General features: G+C 37.7%; 17 protein-coding genes and 3 pseudogenes. 7 read left to right on the forward strand and 13 right to left on the reverse strand.

Annotation, left to right across the window (positions count from 1 at the left end; genetic code table 11):
• Positions 1 to 211: 211 nt before the first annotated feature.
• Positions 212 to 509 (forward strand): annotated as a pseudogene (locus tag IOC57_RS06795) (transposase); the annotation flags it as partial.
• 289 nt (positions 510 to 798) lie between these two features.
• On the opposite strand, the gene IOC57_RS06800 reads toward IOC57_RS06795, so the two are convergent.
• A complete protein-coding gene (locus IOC57_RS06800; RefSeq protein ID WP_207438002.1) occupies positions 799 to 2,247 on the reverse strand; it encodes a GntP family permease in 1,449 nt (482 codons plus the stop codon).
• Positions 2,248 to 2,522: 275 nt separating this feature from the next.
• The gene (locus IOC57_RS06805; protein ID WP_207438003.1) at positions 2,523 to 4,511 is read right to left on the reverse strand and encodes a YjhG/YagF family D-xylonate dehydratase; all 1,989 of its coding nucleotides are present in this window, start codon (positions 4,509 to 4,511) and stop codon (positions 2,523 to 2,525) included.
• Between the two features lie 630 nt (positions 4,512 to 5,141).
• Here IOC57_RS06805 and IOC57_RS06810 point away from each other — a divergent pair.
• From IOC57_RS06810 to IOC57_RS25760, 4 genes and pseudogenes are all read left to right on the forward strand, one after another.
• Positions 5,142 to 5,909, forward strand: coding sequence for an IclR family transcriptional regulator (locus IOC57_RS06810; RefSeq protein ID WP_207438004.1), 768 nt, complete (start codon positions 5,142 to 5,144; stop codon positions 5,907 to 5,909).
• 73 nt (positions 5,910 to 5,982) lie between these two features.
• A complete protein-coding gene (locus tag IOC57_RS06815) occupies positions 5,983 to 6,876 on the forward strand; it encodes a fumarylacetoacetate hydrolase family protein (protein WP_207438005.1) in 894 nt (297 codons plus the stop codon).
• A 172-nt stretch (positions 6,877 to 7,048) separates the two neighbouring features.
• Positions 7,049 to 8,515: an alpha-ketoglutaric semialdehyde dehydrogenase GucD gene (gene gucD, locus IOC57_RS06820; RefSeq protein WP_207438006.1), complete on the forward strand. Its 1,467-nt coding sequence runs from the start codon at positions 7,049 to 7,051 to the stop codon at positions 8,513 to 8,515.
• Between the two features lie 343 nt (positions 8,516 to 8,858).
• Positions 8,859 to 9,091: pseudogene (locus tag IOC57_RS25760) on the forward strand (IS110 family RNA-guided transposase); the annotation flags it as partial.
• A gap of 343 nt (positions 9,092 to 9,434) precedes the next feature.
• Here IOC57_RS25760 and IOC57_RS06825 read toward each other — a convergent pair.
• The 4 genes and pseudogenes from IOC57_RS06825 to IOC57_RS06840 all read right to left on the reverse strand — a co-directional run bounded on the left by IOC57_RS06825 (position 9,435) and on the right by IOC57_RS06840 (position 12,558).
• Complete coding sequence (locus IOC57_RS06825) at positions 9,435 to 9,878, reverse strand: hypothetical protein (RefSeq protein ID WP_207438007.1); 444 nt, start codon at positions 9,876 to 9,878, stop codon at positions 9,435 to 9,437.
• A gap of 215 nt (positions 9,879 to 10,093) precedes the next feature.
• On the reverse strand, positions 10,094 to 10,504 hold the full coding sequence (locus IOC57_RS06830; RefSeq protein ID WP_207438008.1) for a DUF3888 domain-containing protein: 411 nt from the start codon (positions 10,502 to 10,504) through the stop codon (positions 10,094 to 10,096).
• A 246-nt stretch (positions 10,505 to 10,750) separates the two neighbouring features.
• Positions 10,751 to 11,061: pseudogene (locus tag IOC57_RS06835) on the reverse strand (transposase); the annotation flags it as partial.
• 45 nt (positions 11,062 to 11,106) lie between these two features.
• Entirely contained in the window at positions 11,107 to 12,558 is a 1,452-nt protein-coding gene (locus IOC57_RS06840; protein ID WP_207438009.1) for a spore germination protein, read from the reverse strand.
• Between the two features lie 422 nt (positions 12,559 to 12,980).
• Between IOC57_RS06840 and IOC57_RS06845 the strand changes: the two genes are divergently transcribed.
• Positions 12,981 to 14,006, forward strand: a complete 1,026-nt coding sequence (locus IOC57_RS06845; RefSeq protein ID WP_207438010.1) for a tyrosine-type recombinase/integrase — start codon at positions 12,981 to 12,983, stop codon at positions 14,004 to 14,006.
• Between the two features lie 530 nt (positions 14,007 to 14,536).
• Here IOC57_RS06845 and IOC57_RS06850 read toward each other — a convergent pair.
• The 3 genes from IOC57_RS06850 to IOC57_RS06860 are packed head-to-tail and all read right to left on the reverse strand — an operon-like array spanning position 14,537 to position 19,515.
• Positions 14,537 to 15,034 (reverse strand): acetone carboxylase subunit gamma, encoded by a 498-nt coding sequence (locus IOC57_RS06850; RefSeq protein ID WP_207438011.1) that lies wholly within the window; start codon positions 15,032 to 15,034, stop codon positions 14,537 to 14,539.
• 26 nt (positions 15,035 to 15,060) lie between these two features.
• Positions 15,061 to 17,343: a hydantoinase B/oxoprolinase family protein gene (locus IOC57_RS06855; protein WP_286184587.1), complete on the reverse strand. Its 2,283-nt coding sequence runs from the start codon at positions 17,341 to 17,343 to the stop codon at positions 15,061 to 15,063.
• Positions 17,344 to 17,379: 36 nt separating this feature from the next.
• Positions 17,380 to 19,515, reverse strand: coding sequence for a hydantoinase/oxoprolinase family protein (locus IOC57_RS06860; RefSeq protein ID WP_207438012.1), 2,136 nt, complete (start codon positions 19,513 to 19,515; stop codon positions 17,380 to 17,382).
• Between the two features lie 430 nt (positions 19,516 to 19,945).
• Here IOC57_RS06860 and IOC57_RS06865 point away from each other — a divergent pair, with 430 nt between their 5' ends.
• Positions 19,946 to 21,913, forward strand: coding sequence for a sigma-54-dependent Fis family transcriptional regulator (locus IOC57_RS06865; protein WP_286184588.1), 1,968 nt, complete (start codon positions 19,946 to 19,948; stop codon positions 21,911 to 21,913).
• Positions 21,914 to 22,781: 868 nt separating this feature from the next.
• On the opposite strand, the gene ssuC is transcribed toward IOC57_RS06865, so the two are convergent.
• Genes ssuC through IOC57_RS06885 form a run of 4 tightly spaced genes read right to left on the reverse strand, consistent with a single transcriptional unit; the run spans position 22,782 to position 26,519 of the window.
• Positions 22,782 to 23,558, reverse strand: coding sequence for an aliphatic sulfonate ABC transporter permease SsuC (gene ssuC, locus IOC57_RS06870; RefSeq protein ID WP_207438013.1), 777 nt, complete (start codon positions 23,556 to 23,558; stop codon positions 22,782 to 22,784).
• Positions 23,559 to 23,586: 28 nt separating this feature from the next.
• Positions 23,587 to 24,555 carry an aliphatic sulfonate ABC transporter substrate-binding protein gene (locus IOC57_RS06875; protein ID WP_207438014.1) on the reverse strand — a complete coding sequence of 323 codons (969 nt, stop codon included), beginning with the start codon at positions 24,553 to 24,555 and terminating at the stop codon, positions 23,587 to 23,589.
• A gap of 47 nt (positions 24,556 to 24,602) precedes the next feature.
• Positions 24,603 to 25,724 (reverse strand): LLM class flavin-dependent oxidoreductase, encoded by a 1,122-nt coding sequence (locus IOC57_RS06880; RefSeq protein WP_207438015.1) that lies wholly within the window; start codon positions 25,722 to 25,724, stop codon positions 24,603 to 24,605.
• 33 nt (positions 25,725 to 25,757) lie between these two features.
• The gene (locus tag IOC57_RS06885; RefSeq protein WP_207438016.1) at positions 25,758 to 26,519 is read right to left on the reverse strand and encodes an ATP-binding cassette domain-containing protein; all 762 of its coding nucleotides are present in this window, start codon (positions 26,517 to 26,519) and stop codon (positions 25,758 to 25,760) included.
• Positions 26,520 to 26,558 lie beyond the last annotated feature (39 nt).

Raw genomic sequence — 26,558 nt, forward strand, 5'->3', positions numbered from 1 at the left:
TCACTAAAAACTACCGTTTTTTATGGCTTGTACAATTTGGACGTTGATTGGAACGGAAGGCACTCGCTTTCCGCGGACGGTCCAGGAGCCCCCTCGGCTTTCGCCGAGGGAACTGAAAAAGTCAATTTACATAAAGGAGACGAAAAGCTCGAGCTTTCCGTCTCTTTTATGTTTTATACTAAGGATATTAAAGTATATAGGTGGTATCAAAATGATTTCAAATCAAGCATCTCTCAATCTTAGTCCATTTATGGCAATTTACGATTTCGTTGCCCCAAAAGACAATATGCTTCGTCGGATCAATGAACTCGTTGATTTTTCATTTATTTTAGAAGAATTAAAAAATAAATATTGCCTTGATAATGGTCGCAATGCCGTTTCGCCAATTCGCATGTTTAAGTATTTATTATTAAAATCTTTTTGATGTGGATGTAGTAGAACGATCAAAATATGATATGTCGTTTAAATACTTCTTAGAAATGGCACCTGAAGATCCTGTCATTAATCCATTGCTTAATCGAGCAGATCTTGTTGGAAAAGCTTTATAAACTTATTTCGCTGTTCTTCAATCATCACGAGCAATCCTTCCCCCGACTTACATTATTGTGGTCTTCCTGTTTCTATCTTTTGTACAGCTACGTTAAAGATTGTTGAAGGAGTTGCAACAGACATTTTCATCAATACATTATAAAAAAATAAAAGTTGATTATCTACACAATAGTAGGTGATCAACTTCCATTTCTTATTTAAATAGACTGTATCACTGGTCTCAAACCGTCCCCTGTTTTCCAGAAGGTTTTATGCCTTTATATCCCCCAAAGCGTTATTAGCCTTAGATCGGTCAAACATACTGAAATATATTGCTACTAAACTAATGAGAATTATTACTGCTCCCGAGATAATTAAGGATGCATCTAATAATAAAATAAACCCTAATCCTGCTACAGAAGTAATAGTGGAAAGTATTGTCCATGTTGAAAATGTTTCCTTCATGCTTAACCCAAAATATTCTTTAATCATCCAAAATCCTGCATCATTAACATGCGAAAAAATAGAGCTGCCTGCCCCAGTTGCAAGAGTTACTAAGGCTAAATTAGCATCGTATTGAGCCAACATTGGAATAACTAAACCTGCAGTTGACATAGCAGCAACTGTTGCTGATCCTAAAGATATCCGTAAAATCGCAGCAACTAACCAAGCAAGTATGATAGGTGACATCGAAGTTCCTGTAAATAATTCTGCTACATAATCCCCCACACCACCATCAATTAGTACTTGCTTGAAAGCACCCCCACCTCCAATAATTAATAGCATCATACCAATAGCTGCAACTGATGATGTACAAGAATCCATCACTACTTTTATTGGTATATTTCTTGCTATTCCCATTGTATAGAATGCAAGCAATAGAGATATCAACATTGCAGACGAAGGGTTTCCTATAAGACGAACAATTTCTAATAATGCATTACCTTGAAATCCTACTGATTTTTGAATCATATCAACAATTGTAGATATAGCCATTAATAAAACGGGGAACATTGCAGTCAATACACTTATACCGAAAGCTGGTGTTTCTTCAAGTTGGAATGTTTTTTGTTCGCCTAAAGAAGCTATATTACCTGTTTTGTTGAATGCATCAGGTACAACTTTTTTAGCCACCTTAGTATATAGTGGGCCTGCTATAATGACGGTTGGTATTGCGACAATGATACCGTAAAGTAAAACTAATCCAATATCTGCACCATATTCACCAGCTATTACTGTTGGCCCTGGATGTGGGGGTAAGAAACTATGAGTTGCCAATAAGGCTGCAGCCATGGGAATACCTAGGTGCAAAATAGAAACTCTTAATTCTTTCGCAATTGAAAATACAATTGGAATTAATAAAACTAACCCTACTTCGAAAAATAGTGCTATCCCCACAATAAACGAAGCAACTACAACAGCCCACTGAATTCTTTTTTCTCCAAATTTATTAATTAAGGTCATTGCAATACGCTGGGCCCCCCCTGCATCAGCAATTAACCTACCAAGCATTGCACCAAGTCCAAATATTAAAGCTATATGACCAAGTGTACCTCCTAATCCACCTTCAATTGATGCAACAACATTTTCAAGCGGCATTCCTAGTGCTAAGGATACAATAAAAGATACAATAATTAGTGAAACAAATGTATTTAATTTGAATCCAGTAATCAAAATTAGCAACAGGATAATCCCAATCGCTACGATAAGTAATGGCATAATAAACCTCCAAAAAAATAATTAAAATATTACTATTTGCTCAACTTACAAAATACCGAACCTATATTTTAATTAGTAAGTAACTCTAGGATGCTTATGCTATTTTTTTACAAGTCATAAAGTGTAGTTATTTGAAAAAACGAAATATGGTAATCGCTTTCATTTTAAACTATTACAAAATTTAGCGTGCACTACTCTTTAATAAAATGGGAGAATAAACGATGAAGTTTAAACAGTAAAGTCTTAAATGTGCTTTAAAGCTGTGCAATTATAGGTTAATTTTGAACTAGTGTTTTTTCTTCACCCAATGCTTTTACTCCCGCATTTAGAACTTCAATAATTCGTTCTGTATCATAGATATTTCCGCGCCAAGTTCCTCCACTTACTGATTGAAGCGCAGCCCATAAACGAGTATCATCTGGAAGACCAGGATCCGGTTTGAGGTCTGGATGAAGGTCACGTTCTTTCAAGACTTTAGTTGCCTTTTCTAAAGAAAGTCTTTCATTCTCAGTTCCAACAAAATTAACGGAACCCACTAACTGATTGCGGTCAACAATGATTTCAATAACGTCTCCATCACGCAATTTCCCAATTGCACCCCCAGCCAATGCCTCAGGTCCAATATGTCCAATACACGCGCCAGTAGAAACACCCGAAAAACGCGCATCTGTAATCAGGGAGACATGTTTGCCAAAAGACAAATGTTTTAATGCCGATGTTAGTTGATATGTTTCCTCCATCCCGGTTCCTGAAGGGCCACCGCCCATAACAACCATTATATCTCCTGCTTCAATGCCTCCTGTTTTAATAGCTTTTATTGCTGTCTTTTCTGAAGTAAAGACTTTAGCTTTTCCTGTATGCCGATACACTCCGTCTTCTCCTACCACAGATGAATCAATGGAGGTTGATTTTATTACTGATCCTTCAGGAGCAATATTTCCTTTCGGGAATGTAACAGTAGAAGTTAGACCTTTTTCTTTTGCTTTGACTGGATCCATGATAATATCTTCAGGATTGATTCCATCAATTTCTAACAATTGTTTTTTCATCATTGCACGTCTTTCTGATTTTTCCCACCAATCAAGGTTTGCACCAAGGGTTTCTCCGGTAACGGTTAGTACATCTTCATGCAGGACACCCAATTTTCTTAGATGAAGCATAACCTCTGGAACCGCACCTGCTAGGAATACCTTAACAGTTGTGTGACCAACAGGACCATTTGGCAGTACATCGACTAAGCGAGGAACTTTCTTATTGATTCTAGTCCAATCTTCAACTGTGGGTATCTTACAATTAGCTGCATGAGCAATTGCTGGGATATGAAGTAATAAATTTGTTGAACCTCCGAAAGCTGCGTGAATCACCATAGCATTTTCTATTGCTTTATCCGTAACAATATCTTTGGTATATATCTTTTTCTTCTCCAATTCTAAAGCTGCACGCGCTGATTGCTTAGCCATCTCCATCCATATTGGCTGACCTGAAGGGGCTAGGGCCGAGTGAGGTATAGCCATTCCAATGGCCTCAGCAACTACTTGGGAGGTGCCTGCTGTACCAAGAAATTGACATCCCCCACCTGGTGTAGCACAAGCACGACATCCGAGATCAGCTGCTTCTTGTAAAGTAATTTCGTTGTTAGCGTATCTTGCCCCAATTGTTTGAATCTTTCCTGCGTCTTCTCCATTTGTAGGTGGAAGAGTAACACCTCCAGGGACAATGATGGTTGGCAAGTTGTGCATGGATGCTAGAGCTACCATCATGGCTGGAAGACCTTTATCACATGTAGCTACCCCAATAACTGCACGACGCGTAGGCAATGATCGAATTAATCTTCGATAAACTATAGCTGCATCGTTTCGAAAAGGAAGTGAATCAAACATACCGGTAGTTCCCTGAGAACGACCATCACATGGATCACTTACGAATCCTGCAAAAGGAACCCCTCCTTGTCTACTAATCTCTTCAGCTGACGCCTTCATTAATAAGCCTATTTCCCAATGGCCAGTATGATAGCCTAATGCAATGGGCGTACCATCATGATTCCTAATTCCACCTTGAGTACCGAGGATTAGAACTTGTTTTCCAAGGAGGTTTGAAGGTGCCCATCCCATTCCAACATTTTGAGATAATCCAAAAAGGTCACCACTTGGTGAATCTAGCAACATTTCTGATGTAAGTGGAAGTGAACCATCTGCCCCTTTTGAATGAGTTTGAACTTTGTAAAAAGATACATCCTCTTCGCCAAATATCGATTGCAATGACATATGTAATCCTCCGTTAATAAGATTTTTTCATTTCAAAAAAAGAAATATTTTTTATGTAGCTGACATAATAATCTGCAAATTTTCATCTTAATTTATAGCATCATGCTTGCATATTGCTATTTCGATTTTTATCATCTGGATTTGAATTTTCATAGGACTGTTATCTGTGAATACTCACTATCCCCCCCCTCCTTTAGTTTTATATTATAAAACTATGTTTATTAATATTAAACTTTGGTTGCCATTTAAAATAATCACATTTTTTCTGAAAAGTCAATCAACTTTCAGGAGCCGATTATAGAGTAAGATTTCATGTTATTTACAAAAAACGTTCTCATTTATACGTAAGGAATCTAATTGTTTTAAAAATAGAAGGTATAATTCTAAAAAAATACTTGTTTTTGTACAATATATTAACTCTTATAAATCTTACGTAGATAAATGTATGACTTAATGACTTCGCCTTATAGAATAATAAATGAATTCTTTAAAATTTTTCTTTTGAAAAAAGATATCCATATATTCATATGTTTCTTGACATTTTAAAAAAACTAGTATTATATTTGAATTGCAAGAATGTTTGTAATAGTAAAAACGAGTTTTATAATTTAAAACAAGTAGGTGAAATTCATGCCTGTTATTCAATCAGTAGATCGTGCTCTTCGTATTCTTGATTTGTTTGACGAACATACAGCAGAATTGAAAATAACAGATATAAGTAATCAGTTAGGACTTCATAAAAGCACGGTTCATTCTTTATTGAAAACGCTTTTAAATCATGGCTATATCAGTCAAAATCCTGAGAATGGGAAGTATGGATTGGGAATGAAGCTCTTTGAAAGAGGAAACTATGTCATTCAGTCTTTAGACGTTAGAGATTTTTCAAAAAAATACTTAATGGATTTATCGGTAAAAACTGGACAGACAGCCCACCTGGTTATACTAGACGGCAAAGAAGGAGTTTATATTGATAAAGTTGAAGGTCCTATGGCTGTTATTCTTTATTCAAAAATAGGGAAACGAATTCCACTTCACTGCTCCGCTGTTGGTAAAGCTTTAATAGCTTTTAAAGATCAGGAAGAAATTAAAAAAATTCTAAATGAATATGTCTATTATAAACAAACTGAATGTACCATTACAGGTGAATCTGAATTTTTGCGTGAGCTCCAACAAGTTCAATCTCAAGGGTACGCAGTTGATAATCAGGAAAACGAGCCAGGTGTTCGCTGTATTGCAGCACCTATTCGTAATCATGAGAATAAAGTTATTGCCGCTATTAGCCTTTCTACACTTATAGCTCGTATAGATGAGGCTCAGCTAGAAATTTTTATTGAACAACTGAAACAGGCAGCTTTCCAATTATCAGAACAAATGGGAAATGGGATACCAATTTCATAGAGGTGGTTCCCTTCTCTTTTGTCTATATATAAAAACTTAGTTTTATAATATAAAACATTAGGAGGCTATTTTTATGCGTATTATCCGATATTTAAATGAGCATTCAAAAGCAACTCTAGCAGCTGTTACAAATGAGGGAAAAGTATACCCTCTTCCTCAAGATGGATTGATTGAATTAATCCAACAGGCAAATGAACAAAATGTTTCTCCACTCTCTTATGTAGAATTTACCATTTCCAAGTCAAAGCCCATTCCATACTCTGTAGAAGATTTATCGTTACTTGTTCCTATCGTAGCTGAAGAAGTATGGGCTTCCGGTGTTACATATGAGCGTAGTCGCGATGCACGTAACTATGAAGCAACAGGTGGAAACCTTGATGCAACTACTTTCTATGACAAGATATATCAGGCTGAACGTCCAGAAATTTTCTTTAAGTCTACGGCTGCCCGTACGGTTGGTCCAGGGCAGGAAGTTTATATACGCAGTGATTCCAATTGGCAAATTCCTGAGCCAGAAGTGGGCATTGTGATTAATCGAGATGGTGAAATCCTTGGATATACGATTGGAAATGATATGAGTTGTCGTGACATTGAAGGAGAGAATCCTCTTTATCTACCACAAGCAAAAATGTGGAAAAATTCTTGTTCCATTGGACCGGCAATTCTCCTTGCAGATTCCGTGGAAGATCCCTACAATTTTGACATCACATGTCGAATCTATCGCAATGACGAGCTTAAAGTAGAGGGAAAAGCGAATACTAGCCAGTTAAAAAGAAAATTTGATGAATTAATATCTTTTCTCATACGCGATAATGAAATTTTTGACGGTACTGTATTATTGACTGGTACATGTATAATTCCACCAAATGACTTTACCTTATTAGATGGCGATGAAATTGAAATTGAAGTCTCTAATATAGGTGTCTTGAAAAATAGTGTAAAGTTACCAAAACACATATTAGTTTGAGTAAATCCGATAACAGACTAATCATGCAGAAAAATACTCATTGAATTCTTAGAATAACACTAGTTTAATGAGAGTTCTCCAAATACTCAATAAACTGAACTACAATAAAGACTTTGGCATTCAATGTTTCAGGATTAAGCAACTATTTCAAGGAATATGGGGGTTATATAAGATGAACGTAAAAACTGACGTAAAAACGTATTTAAACTATATCAATGGTAAATGGGTAACTGCTTCTATTCAAAAGGTTGATACTAGTATCAATCCAGCCAATCGTCATGAAATCATCGGTTATGTACAACAGTCTGAAAAAGAAGATTTAGATTACGCTGTTCTTGCTGCGAAGGAAGCACAAGTTTTCTGGAGGAAGCTATCTGGTGCTGCCCGTGGAGAGTATTTGTATAAGGTCGCGAATGCACTCGAGCAACGTATTGATGAAATTGCGGAAACGATGACTCGTGAAATGGGAAAAACATTTCTGGAAGCAAAAGGGGAAACAGCTAGAGGTGTCGCTATCCTTCGTTATTATGCAGGAGAAGGGATGAGAAAAATAGGTGATGTGATTCCTTCGTCGGATTCAGAAGCACTGATGTTCACTACTCGTACTCCCCTTGGAGTTGTAGGTGTTATCACACCTTGGAATTTCCCAGTGGCAATCCCCATCTGGAAAATAGCGCCGGCCCTCATATATGGAAATACTGTTATTCTTAAACCAGCCCAAGAAGCCGCAGTAACCGCAGCCAAAGTAATAGAATGCTTTGACGAGGCAGGGCTTCCAATGGGGGCTATTAATATGGTAACAGGCCCTGGGTCTGTCATTGGTCAAGCGATTACTAATCACCCGGATATTAATGGAATTACATTCACAGGATCTGATGCGGTTGGTAAATTAATTGGACTAGGAGCTCTAAAGCGTGGTGCTAAATATCAGTTAGAAATGGGTGGGAAGAATCCTGTCATTGTAGCCACTGATGCCGATTTAGAAGAGGCAGTAGAAGCAACTATTAGTGGAGGCCTCCGTTCTACGGGACAGAAATGTACCGCTACAAGTCGTGTAATCGTACAAAGTGAAGTTTACGAGCAGTTCAAAAATAAACTTATTGAAAAGATAAAGGAAATAAAAATTGGGAATGGTTTAAAAGAAGATGTATGGATGGGGCCATGTGCAAGTGAGAACCAGTTGAATACAGTACTTTCTTACGTAAAGAAAGGAATTGAAGAGGGCGCGTCATTGATTTATGGCGGTAAACGTATGGAGGAAGATGAACTAGTCAATGGATTCTTTATGGAACCTACTGTCTTTGAAAATGTAAGTAATAGCATGTCTATTGCCCAAGAGGAAATTTTCGGACCAGTGCTTGCCCTTATCAAAGTTGAGACTTTAGAAGAAGCATTACAAATTGCAAACGACGTGAAATTTGGACTAAGTGCTTCTATTTTCACTAAAAATATTGGTCACATGCTTTCTTTTATTAATGAGATGGATGCTGGTCTCGTACGTATTAATGCTGAATCTGCAGGAGTTGAACTGCAAGCCCCATTCGGGGGAATGAAACAATCCAGCTCCCACTCTCGTGAGCAAGGAGAAGCTGCAATTGAGTTTTTCACTTCTATTAAAACCGTATTTGTAAAGGCATAAATGATTTTTCAGAAGAATATATACCAGATATATTCTAGCTATTTAATATGTTCTCATGAAATAAACCTAATTAAAAAACGAACCCCAAACAACTTATAATTGATACTATAAAAGTGCATAAAAGCTATTTCTCTCTCTTATGCACTTTTTATAGTGGAGAACAGAACAAAGCTTGATAAATCATGGATGTATAATAACCTGCATAAATAAAAAAATAACGCGCATAAGCTTTCATAGACTCATCCTCATCGCACTCATCATCTTCCAATATTGTTGAATTATAGGATAAAAGGGTGGGATTTCAGAAAAAGAATATCCCTCTTCTTAGGAAGCGAGATTCGGGTATGCAGGATTTCATCTCGCTGAGGCAAGCTCTGGAAAGTGGAAAGGCCAAATTGTTCTTTCCAAACGTGGAAGATCATGAGTCTGGTGATGAATCACCCCGAGTTTAAAGCCTACACTCGAATAATTATAGTGAATAAGATTTAAAAAATGAAATCCATCATGAAACTTTGTGGAAAACTCGCCCGTGTCCTAGTAGCGATTGCTCGTAAAGGCTCTGCTCATAAACCGTAAATGGTCTTCCCCCTTTAACAACTAGCAGCGTAATTTACATTGTTATTTAACGGAAGTTTGCTTATTCGTGAGCATTATCAATTTAACTGAGGGAGTTCATTAAGAAAAGCGATACCTATTAAAGAATCGCGCCCTTATAAAAAAAACATCTGAGACTTACGAAATGGATGAAAGAGTAAATGGGATTAAGGTTTAATATGTAAAAATAATCACTATTTCATATGTAAAAGAGCATTGGTGTCGATGTCTTTTTTTTGCTGTAATATTTCGCGCTGAAAAATACACATGGAAACAGTGCGAAAGTATATGTTTTTCTCGCCAAACTCCCCATTGAAGGCATCCGTTATAAGTTCTCACCTAAGGGTTTTTCACTTATCACTTTTCGTTCATGTAAAATTTCTTGAATGATTTCAATATGAACAAAAGCCCATGATTTTTCATGAAAATGAAGAAATACACTTATGGCGAGAATGGAAATATAAGTTAAGACAAAGACAACCCAAAGCAAACTCCCATCTTTGAAAAGGAAATCTTGTAATTGTTTTGAAAACAGAAAAAAAAGCCAAGGTCCAGAGGATATTATAATAGGAATGATTCCCGATCCGTTCTTCTCTTTTATCATACAATAATAAATTTTTTTTAACGTATCGCTATCAATCGAACTATAAAAATTTTGAATTTCTTCCACTTCTTTAAGTTTCTTCATACATTTAAAAGATCGGTCTTTGTATGAGACCTTTTTTAATTGAAGATAAATTTTATGAGCATCTCCACGTAATGAAAACATATGTCTAATCTTTTTCCTCCTTCCAAAAACAACTCCTTACTAAAGGTTTTGTAATAATCCTCCTTTTTATTTTACAAATTATTGGTACTTTCCATGTAGCTAACGTTCCCGTTAGTTCATCAAGCCAAAAATGCCACCAAATGACAGCCCCTGACCTCACTAACGCACACATTCGTTAAAGAAAAAAATCTCCCTTTAATAGCTGCTCGAAATTCTTATTGAGACAAATGTTTGTAATCTAATATTTCTATCTTAAAACCATGATTACATTTCAGTTGATTAAGCTTTTCACTGTCACAGGATGGAAATATTCTTAATTTAACTTGGTCATCTACATAATTCAATGGTTCATTACGTTCGGAGGTGACTTGAATTTTTATATCGACATCGTAAGAATGATTTTCATTGTAATTTATGCCAACAATTCTTTGCCATTGCCAACCCAAATTACGTCCATACTCTTTTTCAATTTTCTTATCTAGAGTTGGAAACACAATATCTCCAAAAATATCCTCTGTTGTTCCATACCATCCTTCCACTTTTGAAACCGATTCTGCTTTAACTGCTTGCATAGGAGTATAGGCTAATAAAAAAAATCCTAATAAGATTAAATATCGCTTAGCCATCAAGATTCACCTCATATTTCTGTTTACTCCTTATTCTTTAACTAATTTCATTAGTTATGTCTTAGTAAACTACCCTCCCTCTATAAACATTGATGTATCAACGGTTTGCACAACTCGGTGAATTAAGAAAAATATTTTTAACCTCTCACTTTTAAACAGGGAATTGAAATTTTAGTGTTTATTACCAACTTAAGCGTACGCTTCGCTACCTCCAATGGAATTAATTGGATTCACCCTCACCCTCCACTATGTGACCACCATTGACTGCTTTCCGCGTAAAGGATTTTGTTGGCGCGTTGTATAGGATTCATGAAGCTGGTTAAACGCTTCGTTATGACGAATAAGTGGTACTATTACTTTGAAAAGAATATATCTAAGTCTCTTTCATCCTCGTTTGGAGATATGTTTTTGCCCCTTATGTTGACCAGAGGAGTTTTCACGTAATGTTAATCCCGCTAGTTTAATGAATTGGCGCGGATTCCTATAGTTAGAAAACTCCCCACTCTTGAAAGTAAATCAACTATTGTTACATCTCCTAAACCTGGAACCGAAGCTAGAAGTTTTAGTGTTCTTTGCAAATTGTGACCATAATAACAAAAAAATTAATCATCATCCTCAGGATAAGTATGTTTGCTATTAATTAGTGTCTGTAAATCTCCCCTATAGATTGTATCTTTCAATTCCTGTATCCTAAACGGAATCAAAGGAGAAAGATAGGGAACACCTAATGATTTAAGGTTTACCATGTAAATTATTTGAATTGTTGCAGCGATGATTAATCCGTTAAATCCAAAAAAATAAGCAGTAATCAAAAAAAGAGGTCTTAAAGTATTTTCAGCAGCAAGCATTCCTCTGTTAGCGAGTAGAAAACTAGAAATGGTTGTTATACCTACTATTATGAGACTAAGTGGATGAATTAGGTTTGCCGTGACAGCTGTTTCGCCTATTACGATTGTTCCGATTAAGGAAAGCAAAATCACTGAACTTTTCGGAATACGATATGAAGCATCTAATAATATTCTTATGATAAATAATAGAAGGGCAATTTCCCAAAAGGTTGGTAATAACTCACTTTTGGATATAAGGGCCTTTGAAATTTTGTTAGTTAAATCTTCTTTATGAAAATTTGCTATCGCAATATAAACACCAGGTAAGTATACAGCTAAGAAAAAGCAAATCATTCTTATTATTCGATTTGTAAACCTACCCGCTTTTACGTGATATTCATCTGGTGCCTGTAATAAATCCATAAAAAGTGTGGGTGCAATGATAGCATGAGGGAAACCATCTACTATTATTGCTACTCTTCCTTCATATAATGAAGATACAACTCCATCAATTCGTCCTGAAGTTCTTGCTAAATTGAAAATTGTTCTTGGTTTTCCTTCCAATACATCTTCCACAACGTTTGAATTTAGTACATACTTTATTTTCAGACTTTTTAGCCTCTTTCGTACTTCTATTAAAATGCCTTTATCAACAATACCTTCTATAAATACTATCGAAACTGCTGTTTTGGAGATTGACCCAAATTCCATTGCCTCCACACAGAAATCGGGAGTTTTTATTGTACCTCTTAACAAATTAATATTTGTTTTCATTTGTTCTGTTAGCCCAATAACTGGTCCCTTTGGTGACCGTTCTCCTAGTGATTCTTCAAGGCTTCTTTCCTTCCAATTGGCTGATGGTATGATAATTCCTTTTCTATACCCATTAATCAATATAATGGTATTTCCTTGTACGATAGCTTCTATTAAGTCTTTGTAATGATTTGTGGTTTTCACATCAGCTGCTTCAATCATTCTTTCGACAATTTGATCAATAAGTGCTTCATTAAACTTTACAGTCTTGAACGGCTCTAATAATGGTTTGACAACATATTCCTGTATTCGGTCTGTATCAATAATTCCATCCAAATAGACAATGTTGATTTCGAAAGAACTTTTGTAGCCCGCTTTTATTTTTCTAACGATAAGGTCAGATGTATGATGAAATGTATTCTTTATATTGCTAATATTTTCTTGAAAGCATTCTTGCAATTCATTTTTAATCATTCTATTTCCCCTTAAAGTGTTATTCACTTTAGTTTGTGGAAATATCTAAAATTTTATCCTTATTCAACTATCCTCCCTCTATAAACATTGATGTATCAACGGTTTGCACAACTCGGTGAATCAAGGGGAAAAATTTTAATCTCTCACTTTCAAACAGATAACTGAAATTATGGTGTTTATTACCAATCAAATGCACAATGGATCTCTGCGAACTTATGATGACGTATCCTCCCATGTCTCTTAGCGTCAGTTGCGCTTACAGTTGCGCTTACATTCCTTAGCAACTCTCATATTGAAGTAAAGCACCCTTTAGTCAAATGGAGTTAATAATTTTTATTTGCATACATTCTTGTCATTGTAGAGGGTGAAATTCAATTCTATATTTCCCTTCTAGTTCTTTCTTTATTTTAGATTTTAACGATATGGAAATACTACAGTGGTTTCTTCATCGGGGAGTGCATTTACAGCAGCAGCATGAAGTCCGCCCTACCGTACAAGCCTATGAGCGAGAACTTATCCAATTTATTGAACAATTACTTACTTATTCGATAGAAATACATTTCGGTGTGGAAAACATTATAGACGGTTCCCCCTTTAAATCTTTTTCTACACGGCACATTCGAAGGTATCAAGAATGGTTATCGGAGAAAAGACCTTATGTCTTGACAAAAGGAGCTTATTCGGTTGCTACGTTATCGAGAAAAACGACTATCATCAAGAGTTTTTTGACTTTCCTGTTCAAAACAGGTTATATCAATGAACCCAATCATGAGGGTCTCTTTAAAATCAATGTTCGCAAAGATGATCGACCCAAACGTGATTTGGAACGAAAGGAAGTGATTCAACTGCTCGATTACTTCCGCGAAACCCACCACTCCATTGCTTTTTCAATCATTCACATTCTAACGATGACAGGCATGCATAATGTGGAATTTACAAGACTCCGAGTCAAGGATCTTCAATATGATTCCATTAGCGGCACATATTCTTTAGATGTACTAGGTAAAGGAAATAAACGCAGTCAAATACCTCTGAAAGAAAAAGGAATGAATAGTTTTCGAATGTTCCGTTCAGCAAGAGGCGTTGACTATATTAAAACTGCAGACGGAGACGACCCTCTCTTTACGACCAATACCGGCCGTGCATACTCTCCCTCCCATTTATCCCAACACTTAACAAAAGTTATTAAAGAGAGTGGATTACCTTTTTTGAAGTTTCGTACTTCTTCCATTGATCCTCATACATTTAGACATGCTTTTGCAATTATTTATCACTTACATGGAGTAGATGTCTATCAAATTATGAAGAGTCTTGGGCATGAGCAGCTTTCCACTACAGAAATTTATTTGGAAAAGATTTTTGAAAAAGAACGCCATGCGATTCATTTGTGGAAATCAGATGTGTTTGGGGAATATATAATAGAAGAAAGTCGTCAAAAAACACACTAATTTTTCTACTTCATATGAATCGATAGTTCTGAGTATGAGAGGTATTTAATGAACCAGGAACTTGGAAAATAAAATTAAATTCGCCAGAGAAAGAATCTCAAGCAGGCTTTAGACTAGTGCAGCCATGATCATGATATAAAAATAATGCCAGGAGTATCTTGAAAAAATTATAATGACAGAGAGACTTTTCAGTTCGTTTAATTAGGAATTAGAGATAGTCTCTCTTTTGGGTTCTGGTGCAAAGATAAAGCAAAAGAGAATAAAGCGCATTTATTCCTAGCGGAATCGTATCTTATGCTGCAATCCCAAACATTTGATGGATGAATTCTTTCTGATTTTGGATAGACTGATCACGTCCTTTTTTTAGAGAAATAGTATCAGTACGTCCAAGCTTGAGAGTATACTTGCAGATATTTTGAAGTTTTTTGCACCAAAACCAAAATTTCTCCATCTTTCGGAATCGTCTCACTGGTCACTCAACTCGATCATAAAAAAAGCGACGATTCCGGGGGAACGCCGCTTGAAAACTATTAAACTGTTGGCAATGGTTTCTTGATCCACTCATTATAGAAAGTATCGATATCTGGTTCGAAATCGAGAATAATCGGATACCATGGAGGGACTGCTTCAACCTCCAGCTGTGTTGCACAACTTGGGCAATAATATTCGCGAATCACCTGCCACTCTGTATCTGGAGACATTAATTTAGGATAAATTTCATTCATTTTCTCCTCTGTGTCCCTCACAAAAATGCGCGCATATAGCTTCCAATTATCTTTATAATCACAGAATTCATGACCACAGTCGCATTTGACCATACGAGCTCCATTTGCTTTTTGCACAATATATAGATGCAATCCATATGGAAGCAGGATCGGATCATCCCAGCTCACACGATCTTGCAACACTTCCCTATAAATTTCAAAACGCTCAGGGTCTTTATGGCCTGTCATCATATCTTTCAACTGATAAAACTCTAATGTTCCATCAATTAACTCGCCAATTCTTTTCTTATCATATTTTGCCATTTTCTTCACCTCTTTGTCTCATCTTTTTATTTTTTCTTTTTTTTGAATCTGTTGATACGTGCCCCTAGCGTAGGTACACCTAAATCATCTTCATAGATCATCCATTCTTCAGGAATGCTCCAGAAACTTTTGAATTCATTTGTAAACTTTTCACTTAAAGCAAAGCTTTGTGCATACATATGTTTAACCTGTATCGCAGCATCCTCATTCAAAATCTTCGTTCTTTCGCCTTCCATCCACTCTTTTGTTGGCAAACTGCGATCTAAACGTTCCTTGCGAATTTGCTTGCGTTTTTGTTCAGTCGCTTGTAAATCAACCGTAAAATCTTCATTTTCTTCCGTAAAGATACACCCATATACTTGTTCAGCATAACGAAGAAGGATATACTTTTCATTCAAATCGTTTACAACAAGCTTAGGATCCCTTTCAAGCGGATCGCCAAATCCCGGACCCCCACGAAGGTAGTTCATAATCACATCGTAATCACCAAATTGTTCTTGTGTAGATACCGCCTGTCTGTCACGGTATACAACCTCAGCATCCATATTTTCCTCATAAGTTGGATTGTCTGGATCCACATCTCCGCCTAAAGGGATTGGGAGACCCTTCTCAATACGTTCCTTGATGTTTGTTTTATTCGCCTGGAATCGATACCCTGCAGATGCTGGATACCCTCCCATTAGTCCGCAGTCTGTCGCCATTACTCCAGAGCCAGCCACAAACATGGTCCATTCTTCTGCCCCCCATCCTAAACGGAGCGACTGCCAGCCATTCCCTCCGCGGTATTTGCCAGACCCTCCTGATCCAGGTAAAACTTGCCTTCCTAAAAAGATGAGCGGTTCAAGCAATTCCCAAATTTCCATGTCCCCCATGTCTCCCTCTGGATTCCAAAGAGCCGCAGAATGGCTAATTCCATCTTGAACAGCACTTGCTCCAACCCCACAAGCTGAGGTTTCAAAGCTATTCATGGCAGATAATTGACCGTATTGATCATATCCTCCGCCCATCAGCCAGTTAGATGTATGTGCATTTCCAGCGTTTACTTCCTCTAAATAACCGCGTCCAAAGTAAGAACGGCTCAATCCGCGCCAAAGCGGAGACCATGCTGCTACCAGCGCATGCCATGTATTGGAATGGGCTGAACGAATATCGTCTGGGTTAAACCAGGATCCATATGGAATTCCAAATTTACTTGCGTAATAGGCACCATCATTAATCCGGTCATTTGGTACAAGCGTTTGTGAAAGCATGACCCATATTCCGCTCGTGATCGAAACAGGTGTTGCATTGAATGGGTGCCAGCCCCAGCGATTTGCCCCTTCAAAGTCAATTTCAAACTTGGCATCTTTATGAACCGTGATTTCGGATGGTGTATGAATAATCGTATTAAGCTTGGCAAATGATGGGAGATCCAAATCTTTAAAAGGGACATCTACAAATGAAGCTTGACGGTATTTCCCCGGAATTAACATGGTTTTCACCTGATTTACAAAGCCTCTGCGTCCATCCTCAATAATTTCACGCATAAATTGTTTATAAGCGTCGACGCCCTCTTCCTTGATCACATCTAATACAAGGTCACGGATCATATGACATCCAGCGATACGCGTTTTTTCATCCAATGTCCAGTATTTAACCGCACGTACTGACCTTGTGCTTTCAAGCAGCCAGTCTTTCGATAACACGTCATTTTGCCCAATTTTCCGACAGGTTACTTGATATCCATCATCATATCGTTGGACCGGGCCCATTGGCATACTTCCTGGTGCAGATGCTCCCGTATCAATTACATGTGTTACACCGCCAGCCCAGCCTATCACTTCACCTTCCCAGAAAATCGGGACCAGTGTATGAACATCACATGTATGGACATTTCCTACATGGTTATCGTTATTACAGAAGATATCTTTATCGGCAATACCAGGATTATCCTCGTAATCGTTTTTAATCATAAATTTAATCGCAGCACCCATTGTGCCTACATGGATAATAATCCCGGTTGATGTCACAATCGAATCGGCTTCAGGTGTGTACAAACTAAAGCATAATTCGCCTTCCTGCTCAACAATTGGCGACGCAGCTACCTTTTTTGCCGTTTCCCTTGCATGAACGACTCCGCCGCGAAGCTTGGAATAGATTTTTTCAAAACGAATCGGTTCGCTTTCCTTAAATGGAAGCGTCGTTAAACCAGCATAATGACCTGTTTCTTTACTAATTTCATCTATTTCCTTTCGCATTTCCTTTAGCGTTTTCCCATCCCAGCCAATCGTATTTTTCTTTTGTTGAACGTCCGTAATTATTTTCACCAAATTCGGTACCCCCTTAAGTTTTTAAAATTCAACCCTTTACTTGATCTCCTTTAGATGGAAAATACGATTTTCATCGAGATATGCCTCAAACCCAATCGGAACGACCAATGTGGTGGCTGTTGATTCAATAATTGAAAAATCATGAATTCGGTTACCTGGTAACAATTTTTCCATTTCATAAATTTTTGCTTGAAGAGACTCCCCTTTCCAATAAATTTCACGAAGTCCTAGAAAGGCTTCGAAAGGTGGCGTTTCACCAGATAACGGTTCCTTAGGAATTTGGGGTTTTGCTACTTCAACAACACCCCGAACAATGGCACCTGTGATGGAATAGCCAAGCTCTGGAGAAAGAGCTGATTTTGCATAGACCCGTGCATAGGTCTCTTCGAAGGTCTTTACAAGATTCTCCCAATCATCAATAGATTTAAAAGAAGAAATGGGAGCCTCGATTTCGAGGTCATTTAATTGACCCTGATATTGCATCCGGTAAAGAAGACGGAAATCAACTTCTTCTGGTGCATAATCATTTTTCTTAAATTCCTCTGTCACCTTTTTCTTTAATTCATCCCATGCTGCCTGTAACACTCTACCCGCTAAGATGATATCGTTATCCTCTGGCCTGTCATCGACATTTAGATCCAATGTTTTGTCATAACGATATTCAAAATCAGCTGCCCCACAACCAAATGCTGAGAATCCAGCTGCCCAAGCAGGGATCAAAACGTCTTCAAATCCTAGCCCCTTCGTGTATCCCGCCGTGTGCAACGGACCTCCACCACCGTACGAGAAGCAAACATATTGTGAAGGTGAATATCCTTTTCCTAGAATCATAGATTCAAGGTAGTTTCGAAGCTGTGATTCTAATAGTTCGATTACCCCATATGCGGCATCCTCAACCGATAACCCAAGTGGATCGGCAATTTGTGTTTTAACAGCTTCATAAGCCTTTTCCTTTGAAAGCTTAATGATTCCGCCAATGAAATTATCTGGATTGATTAGACCAAGTACGACGTGACAATCAGAAACGGTAACCGTATCAAGACCACCATGAGGGTTACATACACCGACGCGGGATCCCGCACTGTCTGGTCCTAGAGTAATATTTCCATAGTTAGGATCAATTCGAACAAAGCTCCCAGTACCCGCACCGGTTGTATCCATAGAAACAAGCGGCAACGACAGGACAAGGCGAGCCATATCAGGACTTGCATTAATCGCTAATTCCCCTTGCGTAATCAGACCAATATCAAAGCTTGTTCCGCCAATATCGGAACATGCGACATTTTTCAATCCAAGCTGTTCTGCTAAGTATTTGGCTCCAACCATTCCCCCGATCGGACCCGAAACGCAGGTTCTTGCTAATTCATTTGCTTTTATACTGATTGTGCCACCGTGACTGGCCATAATCCGCAGGTCAAAATTGGTTCCTGCTTCCCTTAATGCTGTATCAATGTTTTCTAATGTTTTACGTGAAGGTTCTGCAGCATATGCCTCGACAATCGTTGTATTGGTTCGGTGGGATTCTTTTCGTACTGGATAATAATCTACGGTGGCAAAAATTTTAATGTCTTTATTTGCTTTTGCTACGATCTGTTCTGCAATATCGCGAATTTTCCTTTCATTAGCAGGGTATTTATAGGAGTGAAGTAGGCTGATGACAATCGCTTCTACATCCTCATCAATCAGTTTTTGGATAGCTGGTTCAATTTCGTGCTCGTAAAGAGGAATGACAACGCTTCCAAAAAGATCCACCCTTTCTGTTACTCCAACTGTCCACTTTCTTGGAACAAGAGGCGGATCAAAGTGATGTGTATTAATATGGATTTTGTCTGAATAGGAATAGCCGAGGAATGACTGAAGCCCACGGCCCATTCGATGGTTATCCTCCATCCCTTTATTAACCACTAATCCAACACGACGCCCTACCCGTGAAACAAGGCGGTTAAGCATCGCAGTTCCGGAATAAACACCTGCAAGTAAGTTAGGGAATTCCTCCTCCATTTTCACATCCCATTGGCTCAAAGCGTCTTTAGCAGAGTTTAATAGTCCAATATGTTCATCTAGTGGAGTAGTCTGTGCCTTTCCTACAACAAAATCCCCTTTTGAATCAATAATAAATGTGTCTGTCATTGTACCGCCGGCATCAATGGCAAGAATTTGAGATTTGGCCAAATAAAACTCTCCCTTCGTAAGTAAATGAATGAAACAGCGATTTATGTACAAATATGATAGTCATATTTTTGCTGTTATTGATAATATATTGCAAGTAGTGTGCCAACAACTCAAAATCGGCAAACTTTATATAAAAATAGCTCTATGATGAATTCTATTAAGTGAACCTTACATCCGTGGATCAAAGCAGAACTCATAAAACTGTAGTTTTTTGCAACATATGTAGCGATACAAATTTTTTTCTTAAAACAACTAATTAACTATTGATTTAGATAACAGGCTAGGTTAACATTTTGAATATACTAAATATTCAAATTATTAAATATTCCGTTGTTGTAATCGTTTTTAATAATCATTTCATTTCCATCCCCTTCATGAACCGATTTCAGGAAAAAATGTTACGTATATATGCTGAGGAGGTTTTAATAAGTTGGAAAACCCTTTTCTCTCTATTTTTTCCACACAGGACTTGCTCAATAAAGTAGGCGAAATCAAACATAAATGGGAAAACTTTATGACAAATCCTCCAAATAGTGAAGATCTGCAAAACGGCGTTCGGCGTGAAATACTAAATTCATGGAACCGTTGTCTATTAAGCGGATTAAATCCAAATCAAAAACAAGCTAGTGCGGCCCTTACCTCTTATGAACTGGAAAAACTTCTTTCTGAATCCGACCTTTATCGTGCAGCCATACCGATTATTAATCATATTTATAATACTATAATTGGTACTGGCTACTTAATTACACTTAATGATGAAAGTGGGAAAATGATCTATTTAAAAGGCGAACCGGATATTATGAGGAAAACGAAAAAAATGAATTTTTCACCTGGAATGGATTGGAGTGAACGCGCTGCCGGCACCAATGCCATCGGTACAAGCATTGTTTCTAAAAAGCCCATTCAAGTTTTATCTGCTGAACATTTCTGTGAAGGCTTCCATCCCCTGACCTGTTCATCATCGCCTATTTTTCATCCTTATACCAAAAATGTCATTGGAGCCATCGACTTTACTGGATTTTGGCCAAGCACACAACCACACACACTTGGGTTAGCCGTCTCCCTCGCACAGATGATTGAACAACAACTTCTAACCATTTATATAACAAAATTTACACAACTTGAAGAATATTATCATCAATGTACATTCAAATGGAGGGATCATTCTGTCTTTGTCATTAGTAACGAATCCGTTCTTGTTAATGGAGACCCCACGTTACTGAATGCCTTAAATTTGAAAAAAGAGAACACCTTTGATAACCATTTAATAATGAAAAGACTTCTTCAACATCCCAATCATTTCATGAATCAAGTAGAAGGATTTCAATTTATCGACTTGAAACCGATCATCATCAATAAAGAAGAAATTGGGTACTTAGCTATTTTCAAATCTAACAGTAATTCCACATCCAGTGCGCTAACCCATACAAAGGATCATCATTTGATCGTTGAGTCCGCAGAAATGAAGAATATTTTACATAAATGTCGGCAGCTTGCATCAATCAACACCCCGATCTTATTAACCGGAGAAACAGGCACGGGAAAAGAGGTTATTGCTAGGTATATTCATGAAGTAGGTTCGAGAAATGATAAACCTTTTATCGCCGTTAATTGCGGTGCCATACAAAAGGAACTAATTGGAAGTGAACTATTCGGTTATGAAAGCGGTACATTTACCGGAGGAAAAAAAGAAGGGAAAAAAGGAAAATTTGAAGAAGTAAACGGTGGTACGATCTTTTTAGACGAAATCGGAGAAATGCCGATTGATTTGCAGGTGCATTTACTAAGGGTACTTCAGGAAAATGAGTTTACAAGATTAGGTTCATCAAAGAACATAAAATTAGACGTAAAAGTAATTGCCGCAACAAACAGAAATCTAGAGGCCATGATTGAGGAAGGACACTTTAGAAAAGACTTGTTTTTCAGGCTAAATGTGATCTCTATTACGGTTCCCTCGTTATCGGAAAGGAAAGAAGACATCATCCCAATCAGCGATTACTATTTAACTCTATTTGCACAAAAGTATCATAAACCTTTGCCTTTTCGTTTAGCAGAGAAAACAAAAAGTTTCTTTTTAAGCTATAAATGGCCAGGCAATATAAGAGAATTAAGGAACGCACTTGAACATGCCGTCATCTTTAGCAGTTCTGCTGAAATTGAAAAAAGTCACCTACCCGATTATTTAGCTAACTTTCAAACCCAACAATCCCCTGACGAGGTAGAACATGCAAGCTTTTCCATAATGGAAAAAGAAGAAATGGAGCAAATAAGAAAACGTTTAGTTCAAAGTGGATGGAATATTTCGGCTGTTTCAAAAGAATTGAAAATGGCAAGATCCACCTTATATCGGAAACTTAAAAAATATAATTTAAAGGAATTGGATTTTGTGAAAACATGATAATACTACGTACCGACATCCTTCTAACAAGAAGATGCCAGGCATCTCCAATTCTGGATCATGCCTAACATTATATCTTTACTCTCCCCTTTCATCACTAGTATGGACGGCTTACTAACGAACAAGTGACAGCGTATAATGGCAAATAAATCAAGCGAAAATTTTAATCAAAAAAGACAGACCTTAAGTAAAGCCTTCAATTCCCATTTTTTGAAAGTCACCTATCAGAGAACGTATCATAGAACTCCTCTAGAACGTGAAAGGTTCTTGCGTTTTTCATCCTACAGAGGATACCGCTTAGTAAATATAAACTTTGATTTTAACGTATTATGCGTACTTGTATGACAAGAACCATAACGCTGTCACAAGAGGTATGAGCCTCAGCACGAAAAACAATGTGATCTAACGCCCTAGAGGATTCCCATTTTAAAAGAAACAACTTCATTTATCGAAGAATTTATACTTTCATTCAAAACCGTATATTACTAAAGACATCCGAAAACAAGAAAACCCCTTGATAAACAAGAGGTTTTGATATTTCTGTATTAATGACCTGATTCTTCCCCCGCCCCCTTCCCTGTCAAGGACGAGTCTTGTATTCTTTCTAGTTATTTAGGGCTACCGACTGTATCTAGAAATCCTTATATATAAAGATTTCTAGAGTTTTTTGCGTTTTTTAATATTTGCACCTCTCACAATTTCTGATCCCTTCATGGACGGTACGAATCTTGTTTGCATTGTGGAAAGCATGATTTTTGTTGTTACTGTGGATTTTCTGCACTATTGATTGAAGCCTTTTTCAGTGCCTAATCAATTTATTTTAGCCCATCCTTAAAGCTTCTTTAAAAAAATCAGAAAAACTGTCTTATTACTTTTGATAAGCCGAATTCCATTTTAGCAAATGCCATTCAAGAAGTTTCGCTAAAGAGTCTGCCAGTTTGCCAAGTAATGCATATAAAATAATTGCCAACACAACAATATCCAACTGCATAAATTCGCGGGCATTCATGGCCATATATCCGATACCAGAACTTGCTGCCACAGTTTCAGCTACAATAAGTGTCAACCACATAATGCCAAGAGCATATCGAAAGCCAACCAGAATCGTAGGGAGTGCCCCTGGGAAAATCACTTTGGAAAATAGCTTCCATCTGGACAAACCATAAACCTTGCCCATTTCGATTAATCCCTTATCAATCGAACGAATACCATGGTACGTGTTTATGTATATAGGAAAAAATACACCGATTAACACCAAAAATATCTTGGCTTCCTCTCCTACACCAAACCATAAAATAACGATTGGAATTAAGGCCAAATGTGGTATGTTTCTGAGCATTTGAATGGTTGTATCCAGGTGTCGTTCTGCAACTGGATAAATCCCATTTAATAGTCCGAGTATCAACCCGATTCCTCCACCTATCACAAATCCAATAAACGCACGGGTAAAACTGACCCATATATTCGTAACTAACTCTCCATTTCCCGTCAAAGAAATTCCTGCTTTTATCACATCAAGAGGAGACGGTAATACTTTCCCTGAAATCCAGCCGGTAACAGAAAATACCTGCCAAGAGATCAACAGCAAAATGGGGATAATCCATGGTGCAGCCTGGTGATAGGCCCTGGATCTCTTTTTTTTCATTATAATCCCCCTCTCATGAAAACGTTAATTAATTATCCTTTGGATTCCAAACATGATCATCGATGTTAACTGCTTTTTCGGTAAGACCGATTTTTAGTAGAATGTCTGCTTGTGCCTGCAAATCCTGTACAGCTTCTTCATTTATGAAATTTACGTCTGACATTTTCCTATTCAAGACCTTTTCCCATGTTTTTTTCGGGATACTTGTTTCTTTTTGAAGTAATGCAGCGGCTTTAGTAGGATTTTGATCAATTTCTTTGCCTGCATCTGCTAAATGTTCCACAAATTTTTCCACTATTTCAGGATGTTCATTTGCCAGTTTAGAACTGCTGAAATAAAAGGTTCTATATGGAACACTAGCTTTATTCTTTAGAATGTTATTGCCTTTACTTTCAGAAACTGTCATATAAGGATCCCATACAACCCATGCATCCACTTCCCCCTGTTCAAAAGCAACACTTGCATCAGGCGGATTGAGATACACAGGTTCCACATCACTCATGTCTAAACCAACTGAATCTAAGGATTGATTTAATAAATATTGAGAGATAGAGGCCTTATTAAAAGCTATTTTTTTTCCTTTTAAATCTTCAAGTGATTTTATTTGAGAGTCTATGCCAACTAATATTCCTTGTGACGATGGGGATGAGGGTTCACTTGCTATAAATTTGTAATCACTGCCTTTCGAAAGAGCAAAGATGGACGGTATGTCTCCTGCCCCTGCAAAATCAATACTTCCAGCATTTAAAGCTTCGAGGATCGAACTTCCTGTATTGAATTCAGACCAATTCACTTTATATCCTTCTTTTTCCAACTCCTTTTGAAGTGCCTGTTTGTTTTTCAATGTAAGCGAAGTGCCATTTTTTTGATAGCCTATATTAATTTCTTTATTATTTCCAACCGTTCCCGCTGCTTTCCCACACGCTGTAAGAAATAATGCCAGTATCAGAATGCTAAATAATGAGAGAAATGCCTTACCTTGATTAACGTGGTTCATTGAACATTCTCCAATCTAAACAATAGTTTTTTGTTCTTTATCAGCTGTTAAACAAGTTGACTTTGGGCCAGATTTTCCCGAACCTTCGGAATCACTGTCTGTCCTACTTGTTCGATAGTCTCCAAATGTGGAAATCCTCTAAGTAAAATCTTATCAAATCCCAGTTGCACATATTCAACTATACGCTCTGCCACTTGGTCAGATGTTCCCACAAGAGCAATGGAGTTACCTGATATTACCTGAGTCAGCCCTGCCCATAAATTTGCACCGATCTTAAAGTTTTTTTCTATCCCGCTTTCCATCAATTGATGTAGCCGTTTTGCTCCGACCGAATCCTCTTTAGAGGTCATTTCTCCTTTCTTCTGTAATACAGAGGGCGGCGCTTTGCTAAGCAGACGTTCGGCATTTTCCCAAGCAGCTTCTTCGGTTTCACCAAGTACGACTTGAAAGGAAATACTATAGCTTAATACTCGTTTTCGTTTAGTAGACAGTTGTTTCATTTCTTCGATTCTTTCCTTTGTATTTTCGATCGTTTCCCCCCACATCATATAAACATCCGATTCTTCGGCTGCGACCTCCTTCCCAATTTCAGAGGCTCCCCCAAAATAAATTTGTGGAGTATTCAGTGGTTTTGGGAATAGAGAAGCTTCCCTCAAGTTGAAAAACTCGCCCTGATAATCAAATCTATCCTTAGTAAATAACTTTTTCAGTACTTGAATATATTCACGAGTTCTACGATAACGGACATCATGTTCTAAAAAATCTCCTTCTCCTGCTAACTCTATTGGCGAACCGCCGGTAACGATATTGACTAACGCTCTTCCACCAGACCAATAATCCACAGTCGCAAATTGCTTAGCAAATGTTGTGGGTGCGATAAAACCAGGGCGGACCGCAAACAGAAATTTTAATTTACTTGTATAAGCAATTAAGTTTGCGGCAACTGCCAAGGAATCAAGGCAACCTGCACCAGTCGGCAAGAGTAAGGTCGAGAATCCTCCCTTTTCTGCTGCCTGTGCCACAGCCTTAATATATTCATGAGTAGGAGGACGATCAGAGCTTTCATCGGTTCCAGTCCAACTGTTCAATTTTTTCGTAGTTGAATTGTGAACTGCACCCACAAATTCTCCGTCTCCTGCTGTTGGTGCCATTGTAATAAATTCGACCATTTGAAATTCCCCCAATTTAGTAAGATTTATAGATTATTCATTTACAGCTCGTTTAAACCTACCTGTTTTCCCCAATACCCTCTCCAGAACTTTTTCCTCTAATTCAGCAAAATCTGGGTTGGATCGATTTCGCGGGCGCGGTAATGGAATTGGTAAATCCATTTTCACTGATCCTTTTTCTATTAAAACAACTCGATCCGCTAGAGTAATAGCTTCGGTTACATCATGAGTAACTAATAACGCCGTAAATTTCTGCTGTTGCCAAAGCTCCTCAATGAGTGTCTGCATCTCAATTCTCGTTAAAGCATCTAAAGCCCCTAACGGTTCATCCAGCAATAATAATTGCGGCTCAGCAGCAAGGGCCCTCGCCAAAGCTATCCTTTGCTTTTGCCCCCCTGATAATACCGAAGGCCAATCGTTAGCACGCTCTCCAAGTCCTACTTCCCTCAGCGCCCAAATTGCCCGTTTTTTCCATCCTGTTTTAAGGCCTAATCCTACTCCGACATTTTCAGCAACCGATTGCCATGGTAATAAGCGTGCTTCTTGGAACATGATTCTAGCTTGATGATTTAAACCATTAATGGCGGTTTGATTCTGTCTAATTTCTCCCTCTGTTTTTTCTTCCAGCCCTGCAATATGCCGGAGCAATGTGCTTTTTCCACAACCACTTTTACCCACAATCGCCACAAATTCTCCTGAAGCAATTTGTAAATCAACATTGCTGAGAACTTCTAAATGGCCATACGACTTTTTCAATTGATGGATGCTTAGCTCTACACCCTTTTTCTCAAACATGTTCCTCACACTCCTAGGATAAACTGATGATCAGATGTA

This window comes from Bacillus sp. SD075, from assembly GCF_017355165.1.
GTDB lineage: Bacteria > Bacillota > Bacilli > Bacillales > DSM-1321 > Peribacillus.

What these genes read in the sequence shown, in the direction of transcription:
- IOC57_RS06825 (WP_207438007.1), bottom strand. Translation starts at nt 9,878, where the DNA reads ATGTTTTCATTACGTGGAGATGCTCATAAAATTTATCTTCAATTAAAA.
- IOC57_RS06830 (WP_207438008.1), bottom strand. Translation starts at nt 10,504, where the DNA reads ATGGCTAAGCGATATTTAATCTTATTAGGATTTTTTTTATTAGCCTAT.
- IOC57_RS06875 (WP_207438014.1), bottom strand. Translation starts at nt 24,555, where the DNA reads ATGAACCACGTTAATCAAGGTAAGGCATTTCTCTCATTATTTAGCATT.
- IOC57_RS06850 (WP_207438011.1), bottom strand. Translation starts at nt 15,034, where the DNA reads ATGGCAAAATATGATAAGAAAAGAATTGGCGAGTTAATTGATGGAACA.
- IOC57_RS06805 (WP_207438003.1), bottom strand. Translation starts at nt 4,511, where the DNA reads ATGTCATTGCAATCGATATTTGGCGAAGAGGATGTATCTTTTTACAAA.
- IOC57_RS06840 (WP_207438009.1), bottom strand. Translation starts at nt 12,558, where the DNA reads ATGATTAAAAATGAATTGCAAGAATGCTTTCAAGAAAATATTAGCAAT.
- IOC57_RS06800 (WP_207438002.1), bottom strand. Translation starts at nt 2,247, where the DNA reads ATGCCATTACTTATCGTAGCGATTGGGATTATCCTGTTGCTAATTTTG.
- IOC57_RS06880 (WP_207438015.1), bottom strand. Translation starts at nt 25,724, where the DNA reads ATGGTCGAATTTATTACAATGGCACCAACAGCAGGAGACGGAGAATTT.
- IOC57_RS06845 (WP_207438010.1), top strand. Translation starts at nt 12,981, where the DNA reads ATGGAAATACTACAGTGGTTTCTTCATCGGGGAGTGCATTTACAGCAG.
- IOC57_RS06815 (WP_207438005.1), top strand. Translation starts at nt 5,983, where the DNA reads ATGCGTATTATCCGATATTTAAATGAGCATTCAAAAGCAACTCTAGCA.
- IOC57_RS06810 (WP_207438004.1), top strand. Translation starts at nt 5,142, where the DNA reads ATGCCTGTTATTCAATCAGTAGATCGTGCTCTTCGTATTCTTGATTTG.
- IOC57_RS06885 (WP_207438016.1), bottom strand. Translation starts at nt 26,519, where the DNA reads ATGTTTGAGAAAAAGGGTGTAGAGCTAAGCATCCATCAATTGAAAAAG.
- ssuC (WP_207438013.1), bottom strand. Translation starts at nt 23,558, where the DNA reads ATGAAAAAAAAGAGATCCAGGGCCTATCACCAGGCTGCACCATGGATT.
- gucD (WP_207438006.1), top strand. Translation starts at nt 7,049, where the DNA reads ATGAACGTAAAAACTGACGTAAAAACGTATTTAAACTATATCAATGGT.